5 protein-coding genes are annotated in these 19,789 nt (G+C 71.9%); 1 reads left to right on the top strand and 4 read right to left on the bottom strand.

Annotation, left to right across the window (positions count from 1 at the left end; translation table 11 throughout):
• Positions 1-434: 434 nt before the first annotated feature.
• Positions 435-731: a hypothetical protein gene (locus ABEU20_RS03185; RefSeq protein ID WP_420162915.1), complete on the bottom strand. Its 297-nt coding sequence runs from the start codon at positions 729-731 to the stop codon at positions 435-437.
• A 169-nt stretch (positions 732-900) separates the two neighbouring features.
• Here ABEU20_RS03185 and ABEU20_RS03180 point away from each other — a divergent pair, with 169 nt between their 5' ends.
• Positions 901-2,046 carry a lipase family protein gene (locus tag ABEU20_RS03180; protein ID WP_420162914.1) on the top strand — a complete coding sequence of 382 codons (1,146 nt, stop codon included), beginning with the start codon at positions 901-903 and terminating at the stop codon, positions 2,044-2,046.
• Positions 2,047-2,061: 15 nt separating this feature from the next.
• On the opposite strand, the gene ABEU20_RS03175 is transcribed toward ABEU20_RS03180, so the two are convergent.
• The 3 genes from ABEU20_RS03175 to ABEU20_RS03165 form a co-directional block, all read right to left on the bottom strand.
• Positions 2,062-2,808: a Mut7-C RNAse domain-containing protein gene (locus ABEU20_RS03175; RefSeq protein WP_420162913.1), complete on the bottom strand. Its 747-nt coding sequence runs from the start codon at positions 2,806-2,808 to the stop codon at positions 2,062-2,064.
• A 63-nt stretch (positions 2,809-2,871) separates the two neighbouring features.
• Positions 2,872-3,255 (bottom strand): VOC family protein, encoded by a 384-nt coding sequence (locus tag ABEU20_RS03170; protein ID WP_420162912.1) that lies wholly within the window; start codon positions 3,253-3,255, stop codon positions 2,872-2,874.
• Between the two features lie 102 nt (positions 3,256-3,357).
• Positions 3,358-19,785 carry an amino acid adenylation domain-containing protein gene (locus ABEU20_RS03165; protein WP_420162911.1) on the bottom strand — a complete coding sequence of 5,476 codons (16,428 nt, stop codon included), beginning with the start codon at positions 19,783-19,785 and terminating at the stop codon, positions 3,358-3,360.
• Positions 19,786-19,789 lie beyond the last annotated feature (4 nt).

The following is a 19,789-nucleotide window of genomic DNA, read 5'->3' as shown; positions in this document are numbered from 1 at the left end:
GCGGCAACCGCACTGCACAGTGCCGTGAATCCACCGACGGCGAGGCCGTCCGTCATCGATCCCGAGCACCACCACGTCAGCCCGCCGGGAACGAGCCCGGACGCGACGACGACGGAGTGGGCGAGTCCGGATGCTGTGACGCGGCGCCGGAGGCCCCCGGAGTCGGGGTCGCCGGGCCGCGTCCGATGCCCCGGCCGAGCCGAGGGCGGGAGGTCGGCCGTCAGAAAATCCGGGCCACGGAATTCGGGCGGGACTTCGGTTCGAGGAGGAATCCGATAAGGCATCGTATCTTCACCGTCCAGGATGGAGGGCTGGCACGGAGCTTCGGTTCAAACTCGCTCGCCGGATCCGACTTCAGAATACCGATTGCGCGCGCAGCTCCCCAGGTGTCGAGACGGAAACCACAGCGACGACGGTGATTCGACCCGGGCGGGTCAGGAAACGTCCTCGCGCCGTTCGCTGACCGCGCGGCAGATGTCACGGTCGACGGCCACCGCCCGAGCGGTGGCGACGTCCCCCACCGCGAGCAGTTCGCGTTCGCGGTCGGTGAGTGCCTCGATGGCGCGGGCGAGTTCGTCGTGATCCATCGCCCAGGCCGCGGCGTGCACCGGGGACGTCCGGTCCCGACTGCGCGCCCGCCATTCGTGCCACCCGAACCATCCGAGCAGCAGCACCATCGCGAGGAGAGGCAGCACTGCCAAGATCACGAGCCAGGTCGGCGGTGTCACCATCTCGCCTGAGAACTCTCCCGGATACTCACCAGGCCCCATTCCATACCCCCCAAAACGATGCGCGCCCAGAGCTTTCGATGGTAGCGCCACCGAACCCCCTGCGAAGAGCACATCCCAACCAGCAGAATGGGTGGTGCAGCGCACACCGAGACAGCTGCGAGGTGACGCGATGATCCGAGCACTCGCCTACCGTGCCGCGCTCACGGTGGTGACGGTGACGACGGCCGTGGTGGCGGCGACGGCCCAGGCGCTCCCGGTGCACGCGGAGGTGCCGAACTCGGTGACGACGCCGGGTTCCGTCACCGCGGTGGACCCACTGCCCCCGTCGTCGTGGATTCCGGGAGCCGCGACCGGAACGAAGGTCACCTACACCACCACCGGACCACTGGGCCGCCCCGCGACGAGCACCGGTGCCGTGTTCCTTCCGCCCGGGGCCGCCCCGGCCGGCGGCTGGCCCGTCGTCGCGTGGGCGCACGGGACCGTCGGGATCGCCGATCGATGCGCCCCCACCGTGACCGGCAAGATCGGCGGTCCGTATCTCGCGCACTGGCTTTCGCAGGGGTACGCGATCGTGGCCACCGACTATGTCGGTCTCGGAACCCCCGGCCTGCACCCCTACCTCGACGGGCCCACCGAGGCGAACAGCGTGATCGACATGGTGCGGGCGGCGCGCGTCGCCGAGCCCGGGCTCTCGGAGCGATGGGTGGCGCTCGGACAGTCCCAGGGAGGCCAGGCCGCGCTGTTCACCGCCGCGCGTGCAACGCGGTACGCCCCCGAACTCGACTATCGCGGCGCGGTCGCGACCGGCGCACCGTCGAACCTCGAGAACCTGGCGACGCTCGTCGCGCCCGGGTTCCCCCGTCTTCCGCTCACGGGCAGCACCGTGTTCGTGTCGTACATCCTGGCCGGCCTGCGGGCGGCGCGGCCGGACCTCGACGTCGATAGGTTCCTCACCCCGGTCGGTCGGGACGCCCTGACGGCCGCCGAGACCGAATGCTACGAGACGACCGCGCCGAAACTGGCGGGCGTCTCGATCGGCGATCTCGTCTCCCGCCCGCTCGACGACCCGGCGCTGCTGTCCGCGGTCCGCGGCATGCTCGAGGTCCCCACCACCGGCTATGACCAGCCGGTCTTCCTGGGGCAGGGGATGACCGACGACATCGTGCCCGCACCACTCGCCCTGAAACTGGCGGGGGAACTGGCCACGAACCGGCAACCGGTGACGTTCCGGACCTATCCGACCGGCCACCTCGAGACCATGCGGGCCTCACTGCCCGACACCACGGCGTTCGTGCGCGACCTCTTCGCCGGATGACCGCACGGCTTGCGGTCAGAACCACACCCCGATCTCGGCCAACCGGGCCCGCAGCCGGGTCAGATGCCCTCCCGGCCAGTACACCTGGCCGCAGCCCCGGCACCGGCTGAACCGGCGCTGCTCCCGCAGCACACCTCCGGGAACCCGGCCGCGCGCGACGGCGGGCGTCGCGGGTCCGATCAGCCCGTTACAGCGCGCACATCGCGTGAGCGGAGCGATGCGCGACTGCAATCGGAAACGATCGAGGACCTCCCGCAGTTGCAGGCGTGAGTCCGTCTCGTGCAGGAACCCGCCGTAGACGAGCGCAGCGCGTTCGAGCAGGCCGACGTCCCGGGTGAGGAGGACGCGATTCTCACCGCGCGACAACGCGAGCAGTTCGTCGTCCGAGCGGTCGTTCGCATACGAGCTGTCGAATCCGAGCAGCCGCAGGTAGCGGGCGAGGCGGCCGAGGTGGACGTCGAGCACGAACCGCGGCTCCTGTAGCGGCGGCCGCAGCGGCTCGACGTCGCCCAGGTCGAGCGACTGGAACGTCGGGTACACGGCCACCCGCTCGCCGCCGGCGAGGAGTCGGTCGAATCCGACGGGTTCGCCGTCGACGGCGATCAGGTCGACCTCGGTGTGGGGAACCCCCAACGATTCGATCCGATCCTTGACCGACGGCGTGCCGGTGAACTCGTGGACGAGGGTCCGCCGACGCGCCGACGGCTGCAGGAAGTCGTTCAACTCCCCGTAGAATCGGAACTCGCTGTGACACTTCGACATCGTCGGTCCAGGTGGTGGCGGCCCGCTCACGATCTCGCTACCCGTGCACCGGCCGGTGTTGCGTCATCCGCCGGAACCGTAAGGGCGCGTGATGATCTCCAGATTGTGGCCGTCCGGGTCGTGGAAGTACACCCCGCGTCCGCCGTCGTTGCGGTTGATCTCGCCGGGGCGCGCCTTGCGCGGATCGGCCCAGTGGTCCATTCCGTTCGCGCAGATCCGGCCGTAGATCGCGTCGAAGTCCGTTTCCGAGACCAGGAACGCGTAGTGCTGCGGTAGTACCTCGACCGGCGACGTGGCGAAGTCGAGCGTGACGCCGTTGCCGAGACCGACCGCCAGGAACGGGCCGGCCGCCACGGCGTCCGGCAGCCCGAACAGGGTGGTGAAGAAGAGCGCGGACACGGACCTGTCGCGCGAGAACACAATGGTGTGGTTGAACGAGATCGTCATGGAAGACCCCTCGAGATTCGACGCCTCCATGCCTGGCGCAGTCCGCCATCGACACGCGACGCTGCCCACCATGAAAGCACCCGACCGGGGTGCACTGCAAGATCATCGCGTGTGCCCGTCCAGATACCGGCCGACGACCGGGCCGATCACGTCGAGCGCCTCCGGCGTTGTCAGCCGGTTGTGCGTCCAGGCCACCGTATGGATACGGACGGCGCCGGAAACGTAAGGATCCCACGGTGTTTGCGATCCGTCTGTCGCATCGCCCGCCGAGGCGATGTACACGAGGTCGCCGTCGAACATCTCCGGCCGGTAGGCGCCGCCGAGATCGATCGTGTGCAGGTAGTCGTCGTAGAGGCGGCGCACGTCGTCGGCGGTGAGCGCCGCGTACGGACCGTCCCCGTCGTGCAGCAGTCGGGCCGCGTCCTCGGCGGTGAGGTCGCCGTCGATCGAGGACTCGTCGACGCCCGCGAACTCCGCGAACAGCATGCCCAATGTCGGGGCGGGCGCGGATTCGGGCACCGACTCCCCCGTCTGGGTGTCGAGCATGACGAGCGTGCCGACCTCCTCACCGAGGCGCCGCAGACGTACCGCCATCGCGTGTGCGATGGCCCCGCCCACGGAGTAGCCGAGCAGGTGGTACGGCCCGTGCGGTTGGACCTGCCGGATCCGGTCGACGTACCGATGCGCCAACTCTCGCATCGTCGCCGGCGCGTCCGCCCCGTCCGTCAGCCCCGGTGACTGGATGCCGTACACCGGCCGGTCGGGAGAGAGGTACGGGAGCAGACCCGCGTAGCACCAGGTCAATCCGATGGCCGGGTGCACACACACCAGCGGCTCCGCGCCGTCGCCCGGCCTCATCCGGACCAGTACGTCCGCCGGCGCGGGTACACCGCCGTCCAACCGGGCGGCGATCGCGGCCGGGGTCGGATCGGTGACGACCCACTGCAGCGGCAGCGCCCGGCCGAGCCTCGCCTGCACCTCGGCCACGACCCGGACGGCACTGAGCGAGTTGCCCCCGAGTTCGAAGAAGCTGTCGTCGACACCGACCCGGTCGGTGCCGAGGACGTCGGCGAACACATCGACGAGTACCGCCTCCACCTCGGTCTCCGGAGGGCGGTAGTCGACGGTCGCGAACACCGGATCGGGTAGCGCCGTGCGGTCGAGTTTGCCGTTGGAGTTCATCGGCACGTCGTCGAGGACGGTGACCGCCGACGGCACCATGTACGCCGGCAACGACGCCGCCGCGAACTTCTTGAGCGTCGCCGCGTCGACGGCGCTGTCGGCGGCGAGGCGCACGTACGACACCAGCACGGTCTCGCCGGTGGGGGCCTCGTGCCCGAGCGACGCCGCGAACTCGACGTCGGGGTGCGCCGTCAGTGCCGCATCGACGTCGCCGATCTCGATGCGCAGGCCCCGGATCTTGATCTGGAAGTCGGTGCGTCCCACGTACTGGATGCCGCACGAGCCGGCGCGTCGCACCAGGTCCCCGGTTCGGTACAGGCGTGACCCGGACGGCCCGAACGGGTTGGCCACGAAACGCTCCGACGTCCGCGCCGACTGGCCGCGGTAGCCGCGGGCGAGGCACGGGCCGGAGAGGTACAGCTCACCCTCCCCACCGTCGGGGACCGGCCGCATCCAGCCGTCGAGCACGACGGCGCCCACTCCCGACCCCGGCACCGGCCCGCCCAACGTGATCGGCGCCCCGGGCACGAGGGTGCCGCTGGTCGTGACGCACACCGTGCATTCGGTGGGTCCGTACGCGTTGAGCAACCGGGTGCGGGGCGCCCACTCGTCGACGAGTTCGGCGCCGAACAGTTCACCGCCGACCTCCACCACCTCGACGTCGGGCAGCGCGACGGGGTCGAGGGTGCCGCAGACGGCGGGCGTGACCAGTAGATGAGTGACGCGCTCGTCCCGCGCGTAGCGCTCGAGTTCGGGGCCCGCGTACACGTCGGGCGGGGCGACGACGAGGGTGGCCCCCGCGGCGAGGGCCAGCGTGAGTTCGAGGACCGACACGTCGAAGCTCGGCGAACACACGTGCAGCACCCTCGATCGCGGCGTGACGCCCTGGTGTGCGATCTGGGCGGCCGCCATGTACGGCAGGCCGGTGTGTGTGACCACGACTCCCTTCGGCGCCCCCGTCGACCCGGACGTGTAGATGAGATAGGCGGGGTCGGTCACTCGGACCGGGTGTACGCGTTCGTGGTCGCGAATCGGCAACGAGGAGAACCGGTCCAGGTCGAGTTCGTCGAGTGCGAGCCACTCGGGCCCGCCGGGCAGGCCGTGGTCGCGGGACGCCGCGAGCCCGACCGCGGCGTCGCAGTCGTCGAGCATGTAGCCGATGCGTCCCGGCGGCAGCGTGGGATCGATCGGCACCGGCGCGGCACCGGATTTTGCTACGGCCCACGTCGCGGTCACCGAGTCGGCCGACCGCGGAATCGCGACGGGCACGAAGTCCTCCGGCCCGATGCCGCGTTCGACGAGGACCCGCGCGATGCGGGTCGACCTCTCGTCGAATTCCCGATAGGTGACGTCGGTGCCCCGCCACCGCAGCGCCACCGCGTCCGGATCGAGCGCCGCGCCCGCCCCGAGTGTCTCGGCCCAGGTCTGCGGCGTCACGGGCCCCCGGGAGGCCACCTCGACGAGCGCGTCCCGGTGGGCGGCGCCCAGAACGTCGATGTGCCCGACCGGCGTCCGGGGCCGGTGCGCGAGTGTCTCGACGATCCGCGCCAGCCGTGCCGCGAGATCGACGACGGTCTCCGCGGCGACGACGTCCGGCGAGTAGCGCAGCCGCAGGCGCAGCCCCGTGTCATCGAACGCCATGAGCGAGAGGGGGTAGTGGGTGGAGTCGAATCCCTCCACCGCGGTGACGCGGACCCCGGTCGCGTCGGCGAGCCGACTTAGCGCCGTCACGTCCTGCGGATACGACTCGAGCACCATCGCGGTGTCGAAGAGTCCGCCGAAGCCCGCCGCCTGCTGGATCGCGGTGAGCCCCAGATGTTCGTGCGACATCAGTGCGGCGCGCTCGGACTGCAGCCGGGTCAGCAGGTCCAGCGTCGTCTCACGCGGATCGAGACGAACCCGGACCGGGACGGTGTTGATGAACAGCCCCACCATCGATTCCACCGAGTCGACGGCGGGCGGTCGGCCGGACACCGTGGTGCCGAACACGACGTCGGCGCCGGCGGTCATCTCCCCCAACAGGATTCCCCACGCCGCCTGCAGCACGGTGTTGACCGTGACGCCGGCCTGTTCGGCGGTCCGCGCGAGTGCCGCGGCGGTCGGCTCGTCCACCGGCACCGGTTCGCTCGCGGTCGCAGACAGGCGCTGCCCGGCGGCGTGTGGCACGACGAGCGTCGGGCCCGGCAGACCGGCCAGTGCCTCCGCCCACGCCCGCTCCGCGGCGCCGGTGTCGCGGTCGGCGAGCCACGCCAGGTAGTCGCGGTAGGCCGGGGCGGGGCGCTCCAGCGGGCGTCCACCCGTGACGTACAGCGCGAACAGATCCGCCACCAGCAGCGGCATCGACCAGCCGTCGAGCACGATGTGATGGTTCGTGACGACGAGCCGCCACCGGCCGGCGCCGAGTTCGAGCAGCAGGAACCGGATCAGCGGCGCGCTCCGCATGTCGAAGTGGTTCTCGCGTTCGCGATCGACGAGCGCCCGATCGCTGCCGTCGGCGACGACGGCGACCGACCAGTCGACGTCCACGTGGTCGAGGACCACCTGCACGATCGTGCCGTCGGCCCGGTTGTCGAACGCGGTGCGCAGGCTCGGGTGCCGATCCATCAACGCCTGCGCGGCCACCGCCAGCCGGACCGGATCGAGATCGCCGTCGAGATCGAGTACCAACTGCACGTGATAGGCGTCGACGTCCTCACCGGCGAGGAGGGCATGGAAGAGCAGCCCCTCCTGCAGCGGCGCGGTCGGCCAGACATCCGACAGCGCGGGATGCGTGCTCTCCCAACGGGTGATGTCCTTCTGTGTCGCCGCCACGAGATCGAGGTCCGACGGCGTCAGCCCCCCGCTGCCGGGCCGGTCCGCGTACTCCGCCAGCGCATGGACGGCTCTGCGCCACAACGTCGCGAACTCCTCGGCGCCGTCGGCGTCGAGGACGCCCGGCGCGTACCGGATCGCGGCGCACAGGTGCGGCCCGTCGGCGAGATCGACTACGTAGGCGTCGACCGCGAGCGTGCTCGGTACCGGGCCCTGGCTCGCGGCGTCGACCATCGCGTCCGGCCCGTCCGCGTCGAGGGACCACCCGGCGGCACCTTCTCCCGCCAGGCGTCCGAGGTAGTTGATCGACACCTGCGGATCCTCGAGGTCGTCGAACGCCGGCGCGGTGTCGGGATTCAGGTAGCGGAGCAGTCCGTACCCGATGCCGTGATCGGGCACCGCCCGCCACTGCTCCTTGACCGCCGCGAGTGCTGCCCCGGCGTCGTCGCCCGCCGAGTACGCGTCGTCGAGTTCGATGTCGGTGAGGTCGACCCGCACCGGGAAGCTGGTCGTGAACCACCCCACCGTGCGCGACAGGTCGGCGCCGGGCAGTATCCGTTCCTCGCGACCGTGTCCCTCGGCCGCGACGACGACACTCGCCCGGCCACCGGCCCAGCGGCCCCAGCGCGCGATCGCCAGCGCCGTCGCGCACAGCACCGCGTCGGCCGGAGTGGCCCGGTACAGCTCCGGCAGCCGACCCAGCAGGCGGTGTGTCACACTCGCGGCGATGCGCACGGACTCCTGTTCCGCGGTCACGTCGACGGCCGGATCGAACCGCCGGGCGCCGAGCACCGGGTCAGCGGGGGTCAATACGTCTCGCCACCAACGCAACTCCGCGACACGCTCCGGCTCGGCCGCGAGCCGGAGCAGCTCGTGAGCCCACGTCCGCATCGACGTGCCGACCCGTGGCAGCTCCGGGGCAGCACCGGCCCGGGCCTGCGCGCACGCGGACACGAGGTCGGCGAGCAGGATCCGCCACGACACGCCGTCGACCGCGAGGTGGTGGATGGCGACCGCGAGCCGCCCCGACCGCTCCGGTCCGGCGTCGCACCACGCCACCTGCACCATCGCCCCGGCTGCCGGATCGAGGCGGACGACGGCCGCGGACCGCTCCCACGAGGCCACCGCGTCGATGTCCGCGTCGTCGCGCACGTGCGAGCAGTCGATGCGCCGCAGGCAACCGGCGGCGTCGACCGAACCGGGCGGGTCCACCACCAGATGCAGGTCGGAGCCGGAGCCGATCCGGGTCGATCGCAGCATGTCGTGCCGGTCGAGCAGCGACTGCAGCGCGACGATCAGCTGCGCTCCCGTCGTTCCCTCGGGGATCCGCACGGTGACCGACTGCGAGAAGTGGTCCCACTCGCCGCGCCGGCCGCCGAGCCAACGAAGGACAGGTGTCGGCTCCACCTCGCCGACGCCACCACCGGAGACCTCCGTGAGCCCGGGCACCCGGTCCGCGCCGGCGGCCGCGTCCACGACGGTGACGAGACGCTCGACGGTCGGATGCTCGAATACGTCCTGCGGGCTGAACACCATTCCTGCCTCGCGGGCCCGGGACACCAACTGGATGACGGTGATCGAGTCGCCACCGAGGGTGAAGAACGAGTCGTCCGCCGCGACCGCGGGCACACCGAGCGTCTCGGCGAACAGAGCTGCGAGGTGCTGCTCCGCGGGACCGGTCGGCTCCCGTCCGTGGCCGGTGAACGCCGCGAAGTCGGGTTCGGGAAGCGCGCGACGGTCGACTTTCCCGTTCGCCGTGACCGGTAGCGCGTCCAGTACCACGACGGCGGCCGGGACCATGTACGGCGGGAGGGTGCGGTCGACGGCGTCCCGGATGTGGAGCGGCTCCAGGACGTGCCCGGCTGCCGGCACGACGTAGCCGACGAGACGGTCGTCGGCGCCGCCCTCGCGCCGCCGGGAAACGACCACCGCCCGCCCGACGCCGTCGCAGCGCAGCAGCGCCGACTCGATCTCCCCGAGCTCGATCCGGAAACCCCGAACCTGGACCTGGAAGTCACTGCGGCCCAAGAATTCCAGTTGCCCGTCCGATCCGCGACGTCCGAGGTCGCCGGTGCGGTACATCCGCCGGCCGTCGCTGCCCGGGGCCGCGACGAACCGCGCAGCGGTGAGACCGGGTCGGCCGACGTACCCGCGGGCGACGGCGTCACCGGACACGTAGATCTCGCCCTGCACCCCGGTGGGCACGGGATGCAGTCGCGCGTCGAGCACGTCGACGCGGACACCGGGCAGGGGCCGGCCGATCACGGACGCGGGCGTGTCCGCGAGCGCGTCGCGGGCGAGGACCGCATCGGTGTCGATCACCGTGGCCTCGGTGACGCCGTACATCTCGACCACCCGGGCCCCGCCCGGCGGAGAGTGCGTGTACCAGCGATCCACCTGTTCGAGGGCGAGTTCCTCGCCGCCGACGAACACGTAACGCAGAGGGAGGTCCGCCGCCGCGGCGTGATCGACCAGCTGGTAGAACGACGCGGGCGTCTGATTGAGCACCGTCACCGACTCCCGGCGCAGCAACTCGACGAAGTGGTCCGGCGACCGCGCGGTCGCGGGGTCCACGACGATCGCGGTGGCGCCCACCGACAGCGGCCCCCACACCTCCCACACCGAGACGTCGAAGGCGAAGGAGTGGAACTGCGTCCAGATGTCGCTCGGGCGGAGGTCGAATGCGGCGTAGCCACCCGCCAGCAGCGCCACGGCGCTGCGGTGCGACACCTGCACGCCCTTGGGTCGCCCCGTCGACCCGGACGTGTAGATGACGTAGGCGGCGTGGTCCGGGTGCAGCGGGGCGCTGCGGTCGGCGTCGGTGAACAGTGCCGGCGACGCCGCGGCGCGGGCGACGCGGATCGGCTCCGAGTCCAGGACGACGACCGGCGCCGCGAGCTTCCGCAGCGACCCGGCCGTGCTCGCCGTCGCCAGCACGCATGCCGGGGCCACCTCCCCGACGACGAACGCGACCCGCTCCGCGGGCGATCCGACGTCGAGCGGCAGGTATGCCGCTCCGGCGAGGGCGGTCGCGACCATCGCGACGACCATCTCCGCCGACCGGGGCAGCGCCAGCACCACCACCGTGTCGAGGCCGGCGCCGCGGGCGATGAGCACCCGCGCGAGTCGGCTCGCGTCGGCGCGCAGTTCCTCGTACGTCGTCCGCTGCTGCCCGTCCACGAGCGCGACCGTGTCCGGATGCGCCGCGGCGGCGTGCGCGAAGAGGACGTCGAGCGTCGGGCCCACGGTGGGGCCGGGGGCAACCCGGCCCGCCTCGATCTCCGACAACTCGACGTCGGTGAGCAGCCCCACCTCGCCGACCGGGACGTGCGGCTCGGTGGCGGCCGACGCGAGGATCCGGCGCAGCCGCTCGGCGAACCCGTGCGCGGTCGGCGCGTCCCACAGGTCGGTCGCATAGGTGAGGTCGAGGTGCATGCCCGCGGGTTCGCCCTGTGGCGTGAACGATTCGGAGACGCCGAGTTGCAGATCGAACTTGGAGACCGCGGGCTCGCAGTCGACCGGCTCCACCTCGAGCCCCGGCAGCCGGAGGTATCCCGACATGTCGGATCGGTACTCGACCAGCACCTGGAACAGCGGCGCGTACGACGTCGACCGCTCCGGCGCGAGCTCGTCCACCAGCCGCTCGAACGGCAGATCGGTGCGGGCGAACGCCGCGAGGTCGCGGTCGCGGACCACCGCGAGCAGTTCCCCGAACCCGGCGCCGGTGTCGATCGGGGTCCGCAACGGCAGCATGCCGACGAACATGCCGACGATGTCGTCGAGCCCGGCCTCCCCGCGGCCGGAGACCGGGGTGCCGATCACGATGTCGTCGATGCCGGACAGCCGCGCGACCAGCACCGCCAGCGCCGTGTGCGCCACCATGAACATCGTCGCATTGCCGTGCCGGGCGAGATCCGCGAGCCGGGCGTGGTCGGCCGCGTCGACACCGAAGCCGACGGCTGCGCCGCGGAACGATTGCCGCGAGGGGCGGGGGCGGTCGGTCGGCAGCGGGATCAGCTCCGGGATGCCGTCGAGCGTGGACCGCCACTGCGCGAGCTGCCGCCGGTACAGCGAGTCGGGATCGGCCGGATCGCCGAGCAGATCGCGCTGCCACAACGCGAAGTCGATGTAGTCGAGCGCGGGCGGCGCCCAGTCCGGTGAGCGGCCGCGACGTCGGGACTCGTACGCGCGCATCACATCCCGGGCGAGGGTCGTCATCGAGAATCCGTCGGCGGCGATGTGGTGTGCGACGACGGCCAGGACGTGCTCGGTGCGCGACACCCGCAGCAACTGGGCGCGCAGGGGCACCTCGCGGCACACGTCGAAGCCGGCGTCGACCAGTCGTATCAGGTGCGCGGGCAGGTCCGCGCCGAGCACCGACAGCAGCTCGGTGCGCGGTGCGGCGTCGGGCTCGACCACCTGTTGCACGGGGCCGCCGTCGACGATCGGGTACGTCGTGCGCAGGGTCGGGTGCCGGACCACGACGTCGGACACCGCCGCGATCAGAGCGCGCTCGTCGAGGTCGCCGCGCAGCCTGACCGCCATCACGATGTTGTAGGCGGCCGACGCGGTGTCGAGTTGGTTGAGCGACCACATGCGCAGCTGCGCCGAGGACAGCGGCACGGCGTCCGGCCGGCGGTACGGGCGCAACAGCGGACGGGGCTCGCCCTTGCCGCCGCTCCGGATCCGGGCGGCGAGGCCGCGGACGGTCGGTGCCTCGAAGAGGGCGCGCACGTCGAGGTCGGCATCGAGTGCCGCGTCGAGTCGCCGCGTGACCCGGGTCGCCATCAGCGAGTTGCCCCCGAGGTCGAAGAAGCTGTCGTCCGGCCCGATCCGGTCGAGGCCGAGCACCGCGCGCAGATGACCGGCGACGATCTCCTCGATCGGGGTGAAGGCGGCGGCGGTCGTGGTGTCGACGGTGGCCGGGAAGTCGGGCTCCGGGAGCGCCTTCTGGTCGAGCTTCCCGGACGGCGTGAGCGGGACCTCGCCGATCGGCACGACGAGCGAGGGCACCATGTGCGGGGGCAGCCGCCGCGCCAGATGCTCGAGCAGCGCGCCCGGCTCGACCGCCGGATCGTCGCCCGACCGCACGTACGACACGAGTACGGTCTCCCCCGAGGGCGCGGTCCTGCCCAGCGTGGCCGCGAAGTCCACACCCGGATGATCGGTCAGCGCGGTGTCGATCTCACCGAGCTCGATCCGGAATCCCCGCACCTTCACCTGGAAGTCACTGCGGCCCAGGTATTCGAGCGTGAGATCCTCTCGCCAGCGCACGATGTCGCCGGTCCGGTAGAGCCGGTCGCCGGGCAGGGTTCCCTCGTCCTCGTCGGTGGGGTGGTCGGTGGCGGCGACGAACGGGCTCGCGACGAAACGTTCGGCGGTCAGGCCCGGCCGGCGGTGGTAGCCGCGCGCGATCGCGGGCCCGCCCAGGTACAACTCGCCCGGCGTGCCGATCGCCACCGGCTGCAGTCGCGCGTCGAGCACCAACTCGACGAACCCGAGTGTCGGACCGCCGATCGTGACAGGCTCGCCCGGAAGCAGGGGGCCGGCGATGTTGGACATGATCGTGGTCTCGGTCGGCCCGTACGCGTTGAACATCCGCCGCCCGGGTGCCCACCGCCCCACCAGTTCCGGCGGGCACGCCTCCCCCGCGACGGCGAGCGAGGCCAGCGCGTCGAGGCCGTCGGACGACAGGGATCCGAGGACACTGGGAGTGAAGAATGCGTGCGTGGCCCGCCGGTCCGCGAGCCCGCGCGTCAGTTCCTCGCCCCCGTACACGTCGGGCGGCGCGATCATCAGGTGGGCACCGGAACCGAACGCCATGAGCAGCTCGAACACCGACGCGTCGAAACTCGGCGACGTGAACTGCGACACCCGCGCGTCCTCCGTGACGGCGAGGCTCTCCCTTTCGGCCGCAACCAGATTCGCGAGACCGCGATGAGTGAGCGCGACGCCCTTCGGGATGCCCGTCGAACCGGACGTGTAGATGAGGTACGCGGGGTTGTCGACGCGCACCGGTGCGCGCCGTTCGGCGTCGGTGAGCGGTTCGCCCGAGAACACCGTGAGCCCGTCCCGGTAGCCGTCGGAGTCGATCGCACGCCAGGACACCGCGGCCGGCAGGGATGCGCGCCACCGTTCGACGGTCAGACCGACGCGCGCGCCGGAGTCACCGAGCATGTGATCGATCCGCTCGCGCGGATACGTCGGGTCGACGGGGACGAACGCCGCGCCGGTCTTCGCGACCGCCCACACCCCCAGGACGAACTCGATCGACCGCGTCAGCCCCAGCGCCACGACGTCCTCGGGCCCCACGCCGTCGGCCACGAGGTGCCGCGCCATCCGGGTGGACCGCTCGTCGAGTTCGCGGTAGTCGAGGACGCGTTCGGCCGACGACAGCGCCGGCGCGTCCGGGTCGATCCGGGCCGCGTCGGCGAGGATGTCGGGCAGCGTGCGGGGCCGACGTCCGGGTTGCCCGTGGACGGGGGCCAGTCGCGCGTAGTCGGTGTCCGAGAGCAGGCGCAGGTGCGCCAGCGTGCGGTCGGGATCGGACGCGATGGCGTGCAGCACCCGCTCGAGACGGTCCGCGACGGCGTCGATCTCGTGCTCGTCGAACAGCGCCGGGGCGTAGTCGATGCGGATCTCGAGGCCGCCGTCGACCGACGCGGCGAGCGCGAAGGGGTAGTGCGTGGCGTCGTGGACCGCGATGTCCGCGACCCGCATCCCGGCGATGTCGGTGTCGGCGGTCAGCCCACCCCGGTCCATCGGATAGGACTCGAAGACGGTGATCGTGTCGAACAGTGCGGCCGCCCCGGTCGCCCGTTCGATGTCGGCGAGACCGACGTGTTCGTGGTCGAGGAGCGCCGTCTGGTCGGCGTGGCAGCGGTCGAGCAGTTCCCCCAGGGTCTCCGCGGGGTGCAGCGTCACCCGAACCGGAATCGTGTTGATGAACAGGCCGACCATGTCCTCGATGCCGTCGACCTCCGGAGGCCGCCCGGACACGATCGCCCCGAACACCACGTCGTCGCGTCTGGTCCACGCCCCCAGTACGATCGCCCACGCCACGCGCACGATGGTGCTGAGCGTGACGCCGCGTTCCCGGGCGACCTCCTCGAGCCGCGCGGTCTCCGCATCGGTGAGCAGGAGCCGATCGGCGCGCGGCACGGTGGGCAACTGCCGTCCGCGCTCGAACGTTCCCACCAGTGTGGGCTCGTCGACACCGGCGAGCACCTCCACCCACTGTTCGGTCGACGCCTGCCGGTCGATCGTGGCCAGCCACGCCAGATAGTCCGCGAACGACGCCGACGTCGGGACGTCGTGCGGATCCGCCGACGCGTACAGCGCGAGGAGTTCGCGGATCAGAGGCGGCACCGACCAGCCGTCCAGCAGGATGTGGTGGTAGGTCAACGCAAGTACGTGCCGGTCGTCGGCGATGCGGATCAGCAATGCCCGCAACAGCGGCGGTCTCGCCGTGTCGAAGCTCCGTGCCCGGTCCTGGGCGAGCACTCGATCGACGTCGGCGGCGTCGGGGAGGTCGGCGACCGACCACGGCAGCTCCACCCGGCGCGGAACCAGTTGCAGCGGATCACCGCCCGGTCCGGTGGTGAAGGCGACCCGCAGGATCTCGTGCCGGTCCAGCAACGTCTGCACCGCGCGGCGCATCCGGTCGCCGTCGACCTCCCCGCGCAGATCGAGGGTCAGCTGAACCAGGTAGGGATCAGCACCGTCGCCGGCCATTTCGGTCTGGAAGAGCAGCCCGGCCTGCAGCGGGGACAGCGGCCACACCTCCGCCAGTCCGGGGTACGCCGATTCGAGGTGCTCGATGGCCTCCTGGTCGAGGTCCACCAGAGGTACGTCCGACGGCGTCAGACCGCCCGCGTCGGGAGTCCTCGCCGCCTTCGCGAGAGCCCGGCACGCCGAACGCCACAGATCCGCGAGATCGCGCACCTCGGCGGAGTCGAACAGCCCCGCCGGGTACGCGAACGACGCACGTAGCCTCGGACCGGACGGGGTGTCGACGGTGATCAGATTGATGTCGAGGGCGGCCGCGGCGGGCATGTCCGGGTCCACGGTCGAGCCGAGGCCGCCGAGTTCGTCGACGGGAAGCCATGCACCGTCGACGCCGTCGGTCACCGTCGTGCGCCCGAGATAGTTCACGCTGATCCGCGGCGGCGCAGCGATCGGGAGTCGGTCCGGATCGGCGGAGCCCAGGTAACGCAGCGCGCCGTAGCCGATTCCGTGGTCGGGAGCGGACCGCAGCTGTTCCTTGACGAGTTTCAGCGCCTCGACGGCGGCCGCGGCACCACCGAACGGGGCGGCGCCGAACGCGGCGTCGAGGTCGACACCGGTGAGGTCCAGCCGCACCGGATGGGTCGTGGTGAACCAGCCGACCGTGCGGGACAGGTCCGCCCCCGGGATCACCTGTTCCTCACGTCCGTGCCCCTCGAGCAGGACGGAGCACGCCGTCGCCGCGGCGCCGCGGCGACGGCGCCACCGGGCCAACGCCATCGCGAGCCCGGTGACGACCGCGTCGTCGATGCCGCCGTGGACGGTTTCCGGGACGCTGGTCGACAGGGCCGAGGTGACATTCTCCGAGAGTTCGACGACGTGCGCCACGACGGTGTCGGCGACGTCACGGGTGGGGTCCAGGTCACGGCGGCCGAGCGGTGGATCCGGGGCGGCGAGCAGATCCCGCCAGTACCCGACCTCGGCTCCCCGTCCCGGCGCCGTAGCCCACTCGATCAGCCCGTGTGCCCACGTGCGCATCGAGGTGCCGACGTCCGGCAGGTGCGGTGTGCTCCCGCGCCGCACCTGATCCCACGCGGATGCCAAGTCCGGGAGAAGAATTCGCCAGGACACCCCGTCGACGACGAGGTGGTGGATCACGAGAAGCAGCCGACCCGGCCGGTCCGGACCGACGTCGCACCACACCGCCTGCACCATCCGGCCCGACGCCGGGTCGAGCCGGTCCGCGGCGTCCTCCCGCGCCGAGCCGAGCACGACGGCGAGGTCGGCGTCCGGCTCGACCGCGATCCGGCGCAGCACGTCCGCCGCTGCGACGGCGGACGGCGGCGGCACCTCGAACTCCGCGCGGTCCGGGAGGAAACGTGCCCGGAGCATGTCGTGGTGGTCGAGCACGGCCTGCAGCGCAGCATGGAGATCGGCCGCGGCGATGCCCACGGGCAGCGCCACGCACACGGACTGCGAGAGCCGCGACCACGGTCCCCCGCGTTCGACGAGCCACCGCACGATCGGGGTCGGCGGCACCCGGCCCACCCCGCCACCGGGCACTTCGTCGAGCGTCGGCGCGTTCTCGTCGACCGGTGTGACGACCGCGGCGAGACCCGCCACCGACAGCCGGTCGAACACGTCGCGGGCCGAGAGCGACAGGCCGGCCTCGCGGGCCCGCGACACCAGTTGGATCGCCATGATCGAGTCGCCGCCGAGGGCGAAGAACGAGTCGTCCGCCGCCACCGTCTCGACGCCCAGCACCTGCCCGAACAACCCCGCCAGGGCCTCCTCGACCGGCCCCGCCGGCGCCCGTCCGGCACCCGCGGCCGTCCCGAAATCCGGTTCCGGCAGCGACTTCCGGTCCACCTTCCCGTTGACGGTGAGGGGCAGCCGCTCGAGGACGGTGATCGCGGCCGGCGTCATGTACGCCGGCAGGATCGCGCCGACCCGGTCCCGCACGGCCTGCGGGTCGAGCACCACACCCGAAGCCGGCACCACGTACGCGGACAGCCGCACCGGGCCGGCGTCCGCGCGCCGCGGCACCACCACCGCGTCCGCCACTCCCGGACACTCGACGAGCGTCGCCTCGATCTCCCCCGGCTCCACCCGGAACCCGCGAACCTGAACTTGGAAGTCACTGCGCCCGAGGAAGATCAGGTGACCGTCCGCGTCCCATCGCGCGAGGTCCCCCGAGCGGTAGAGCCGGTCGCCGGTGGAGAACGGATCGGCGACGAAGCGCGCGGCGGTGAGCGCGGGGCGGCCGCCGTAGCCCCGCGCCAGCTGGCTGCCACCGGCGTAGATCTCGCCGACGACGCCGACCGGTACCGGTCGCAGCCGCCGATCCAACAGGTGCAACCGCACACCGGGGAGTCCGCGGCCCACCAGATTCCCCGGCTGCCGTGCGCGGGCCGCGTCCATCGTCACGCCGGTGAGGAAGACGGTCGTCTCGGTTATCCCGTACACGCTGAGGAGCGCCGACGCGTCGTGGTGGCGGTCCAGCCACGGCAGCATCCGGCGCTGGTCGTAGTCGTCGCCGCCGACGAACACCCACTGCAGGTCGGTCAGCGTCCGGCCCGCCGCGTTCTCGGCCTCCGCGAGTTGCAGAAAGGCGGCCGGCGTCTGTCCCAGCACGTTCACGTGCTCGCGGAACAGCAGTTCGACGAAGGCGTCGGGCGCGCGGGCGGTGTCCTGGTCGACCACGACGAGGGTTCCACCGGACGTCAGCGGCCCCCAGATCTCCCATACCGAGAAGTCGAACGAGAAGGCGTGGAACGTCGCCCACACAGCGCCGTCCGGGGTGTCGAACGCCGTCCGCGCGTTCGCCAGCAGCGCGGCCACACTGCGATGGCTCACCTGCACGCCCTTGGGTCGTCCCGTCGATCCGGACGTGTAGATCGTGTAGGCGAGGTGCGCCGGGCGCAGGGGCTCCGTCCGCTCGGCGTCCGTCACCGGTGCCGCCGACAGCGAGTCCAGGTGACGCGCTGTCGCGGCGTCGTCGAGCACGATCCGGGCGCCGGTGCCGGGCTCGCCGGTGAGATCCGTACTGGTCACCACACAGGCCACCCCGGCGTCGCCCAGCACGTAGTCGCGCCGCGAGGTCGGCGTGCCGGCCTCGATCGGGACGTAACTGCCGCCCGCGGTGAGGACGCCCAGCAGCGTCACGATCAGGTCGTCGGAGCGGTCCGACACCACCCCCACCGGGACGTCCGGCCCGACCCCCAGCGTGATGAGCCGCCGCGCAAGCCGATTCGCCCTGGCCTCCAGCTCCGCGTAGGTGAGCCGGTGGCCGCGCCACACCACCGCGAGCCGGTCCGGGTGCTCGGACGCCCGGCGCGCCACCAACTCGGGCAGGGTGTCGTCGGCGTCCACCCCGGGCGCGCGCCAGGACGACAGCCGGGCCGCGAGCGCGGCGTCGTCGACCATCGGCAGCTCACCCACCGGGGTGTCGGCGGGCGCCGTCAGCAGTGCATGCAGCAAGTGTGCGAACCGCTCGTGGTGGGTGCGCAGGGTGGCAGCGTCGTAGAGCTGCGGATTGGCCTTGAAATCCAGGCGGATCGGCTCGGAGGGCCCGTACCGGTAGACGTTGACGAGCAGGTCCTCGATCGGCCCGGACGAGAGCACGTCGAGGGCGGTTCGGGTGTCGCCGAGCCGCAGTTCCTCCGGAAACAGCATCAGGTTCAGCAGCGGCCCGGAGAAGCCGCGTCCGCCGCCGTGTTCGCCGCGGTCCCGCCGGAGGTCCTCGTGGCGGTAACGCTGATGCCGCAGCGCACCGGACAGCGCGGCGGACACCGCGGCCACCAGCTCCGCGACCGTCGTGGCGATCCCGACCGACACCCGCAGCGGCACGACGTTGGCGAGGGTGCCGCCGGACCGGCGCAGCACCGCCGTCGTACGGGACGAGACCGGCAGGCTCAGGACGACGTCCTCGGCACCGGTGTGCCGCGACGTGTACGCCGCGATCGCCGACGCAACCAACACCGCGACGCTCGCGCCGTATCGTTCCTGGGCGTCGTCGAGTGCCGCCGCCGTGTCGGGTGCGACGACGCCGCCGACGTCGCGCCCCAGCGCCCGCGCCGGCGCGGACCTCTCCGCGAGACTGCACCTTTCGGGCATTCCCGATGTCCGCTCCGCCCAGTAGTCACGGTCGGCGCGCCAGCGCTTCGATCCGAGATACTCGACATCCGCGGCGTTGACCGCATCGAGGTCCGCGGCCCGCGCGGGTGGCGGCTCGCGGCCGTCGACGGCCGCGTTGTAGAGGTCCGCCGTGCGGTAGAGCATCGTCGCGGCACCGACGCCGTCGAGCGCGATGTGATGCGCCCGGGTGTACCAGAACCAGCGCTCGTCGCCGACCCGCAGCAGCACCGACACCCCGAGCTGGTCCCGCAGCAGGTCGAGCGGCGCGGTCACGTCGGTCCGCATCCAGGTGTGCGCGGCGGCTTCCGGGTCGGGCTCGTCACGCAGGTCGACGACCCTCGTCGTCGTGTCGAGCCGGGGATCGAGGACCTGGTGCGGCCGAGAATCGGTCAGTACCAGACGAATCAGGCCCGAGCCGAACTCGTGGGCAGCCCGGGTCACGGCCGCTGTGAGGAGGTCGACGTCGAGCCGGCCCGGCCCCTCCTCGATGTCCACGTACTGTGCGACGGACATCGGCACGGACGGATCGAGCTGCTGCGCCAGCCACTGGCCGGTCTGTGCGGGCGAGAGGGGCATCGGGTCGGGGTGACCGCCGGAACTGCCGTCGAGTTCCGGCAGGCTTCCGCCAGCGTCCGTCGTGCCGGGCGCTGCATCGACTCGGAAGGGCAGTTCCATCAGC

The organism is Rhodococcus parequi (assembly GCF_046042785.1).
Classification (GTDB): domain Bacteria; phylum Actinomycetota; class Actinomycetes; order Mycobacteriales; family Mycobacteriaceae; genus Prescottella; species Prescottella parequi.
The sequence above is the reverse complement of the archived record's forward strand: the minus strand, read 5'-3'. Positions and strand labels throughout refer to the sequence as shown.

Coding starts and splice junctions, on each gene's coding strand:
- ABEU20_RS03175 (WP_420162913.1), bottom strand. CDS start 2,808: ATGTCGAAGTGTCACAGCGAGTTCCGATTCTACGGGGAGTTGAACGAC.
- ABEU20_RS03170 (WP_420162912.1), bottom strand. CDS start 3,255: ATGACGATCTCGTTCAACCACACCATTGTGTTCTCGCGCGACAGGTCC.
- ABEU20_RS03165 (WP_420162911.1), bottom strand. CDS start 19,785: ATGGAACTGCCCTTCCGAGTCGATGCAGCGCCCGGCACGACGGACGCT.
- ABEU20_RS03185 (WP_420162915.1), bottom strand. CDS start 731: ATGGTGACACCGCCGACCTGGCTCGTGATCTTGGCAGTGCTGCCTCTC.
- ABEU20_RS03180 (WP_420162914.1), top strand. CDS start 901: ATGATCCGAGCACTCGCCTACCGTGCCGCGCTCACGGTGGTGACGGTG.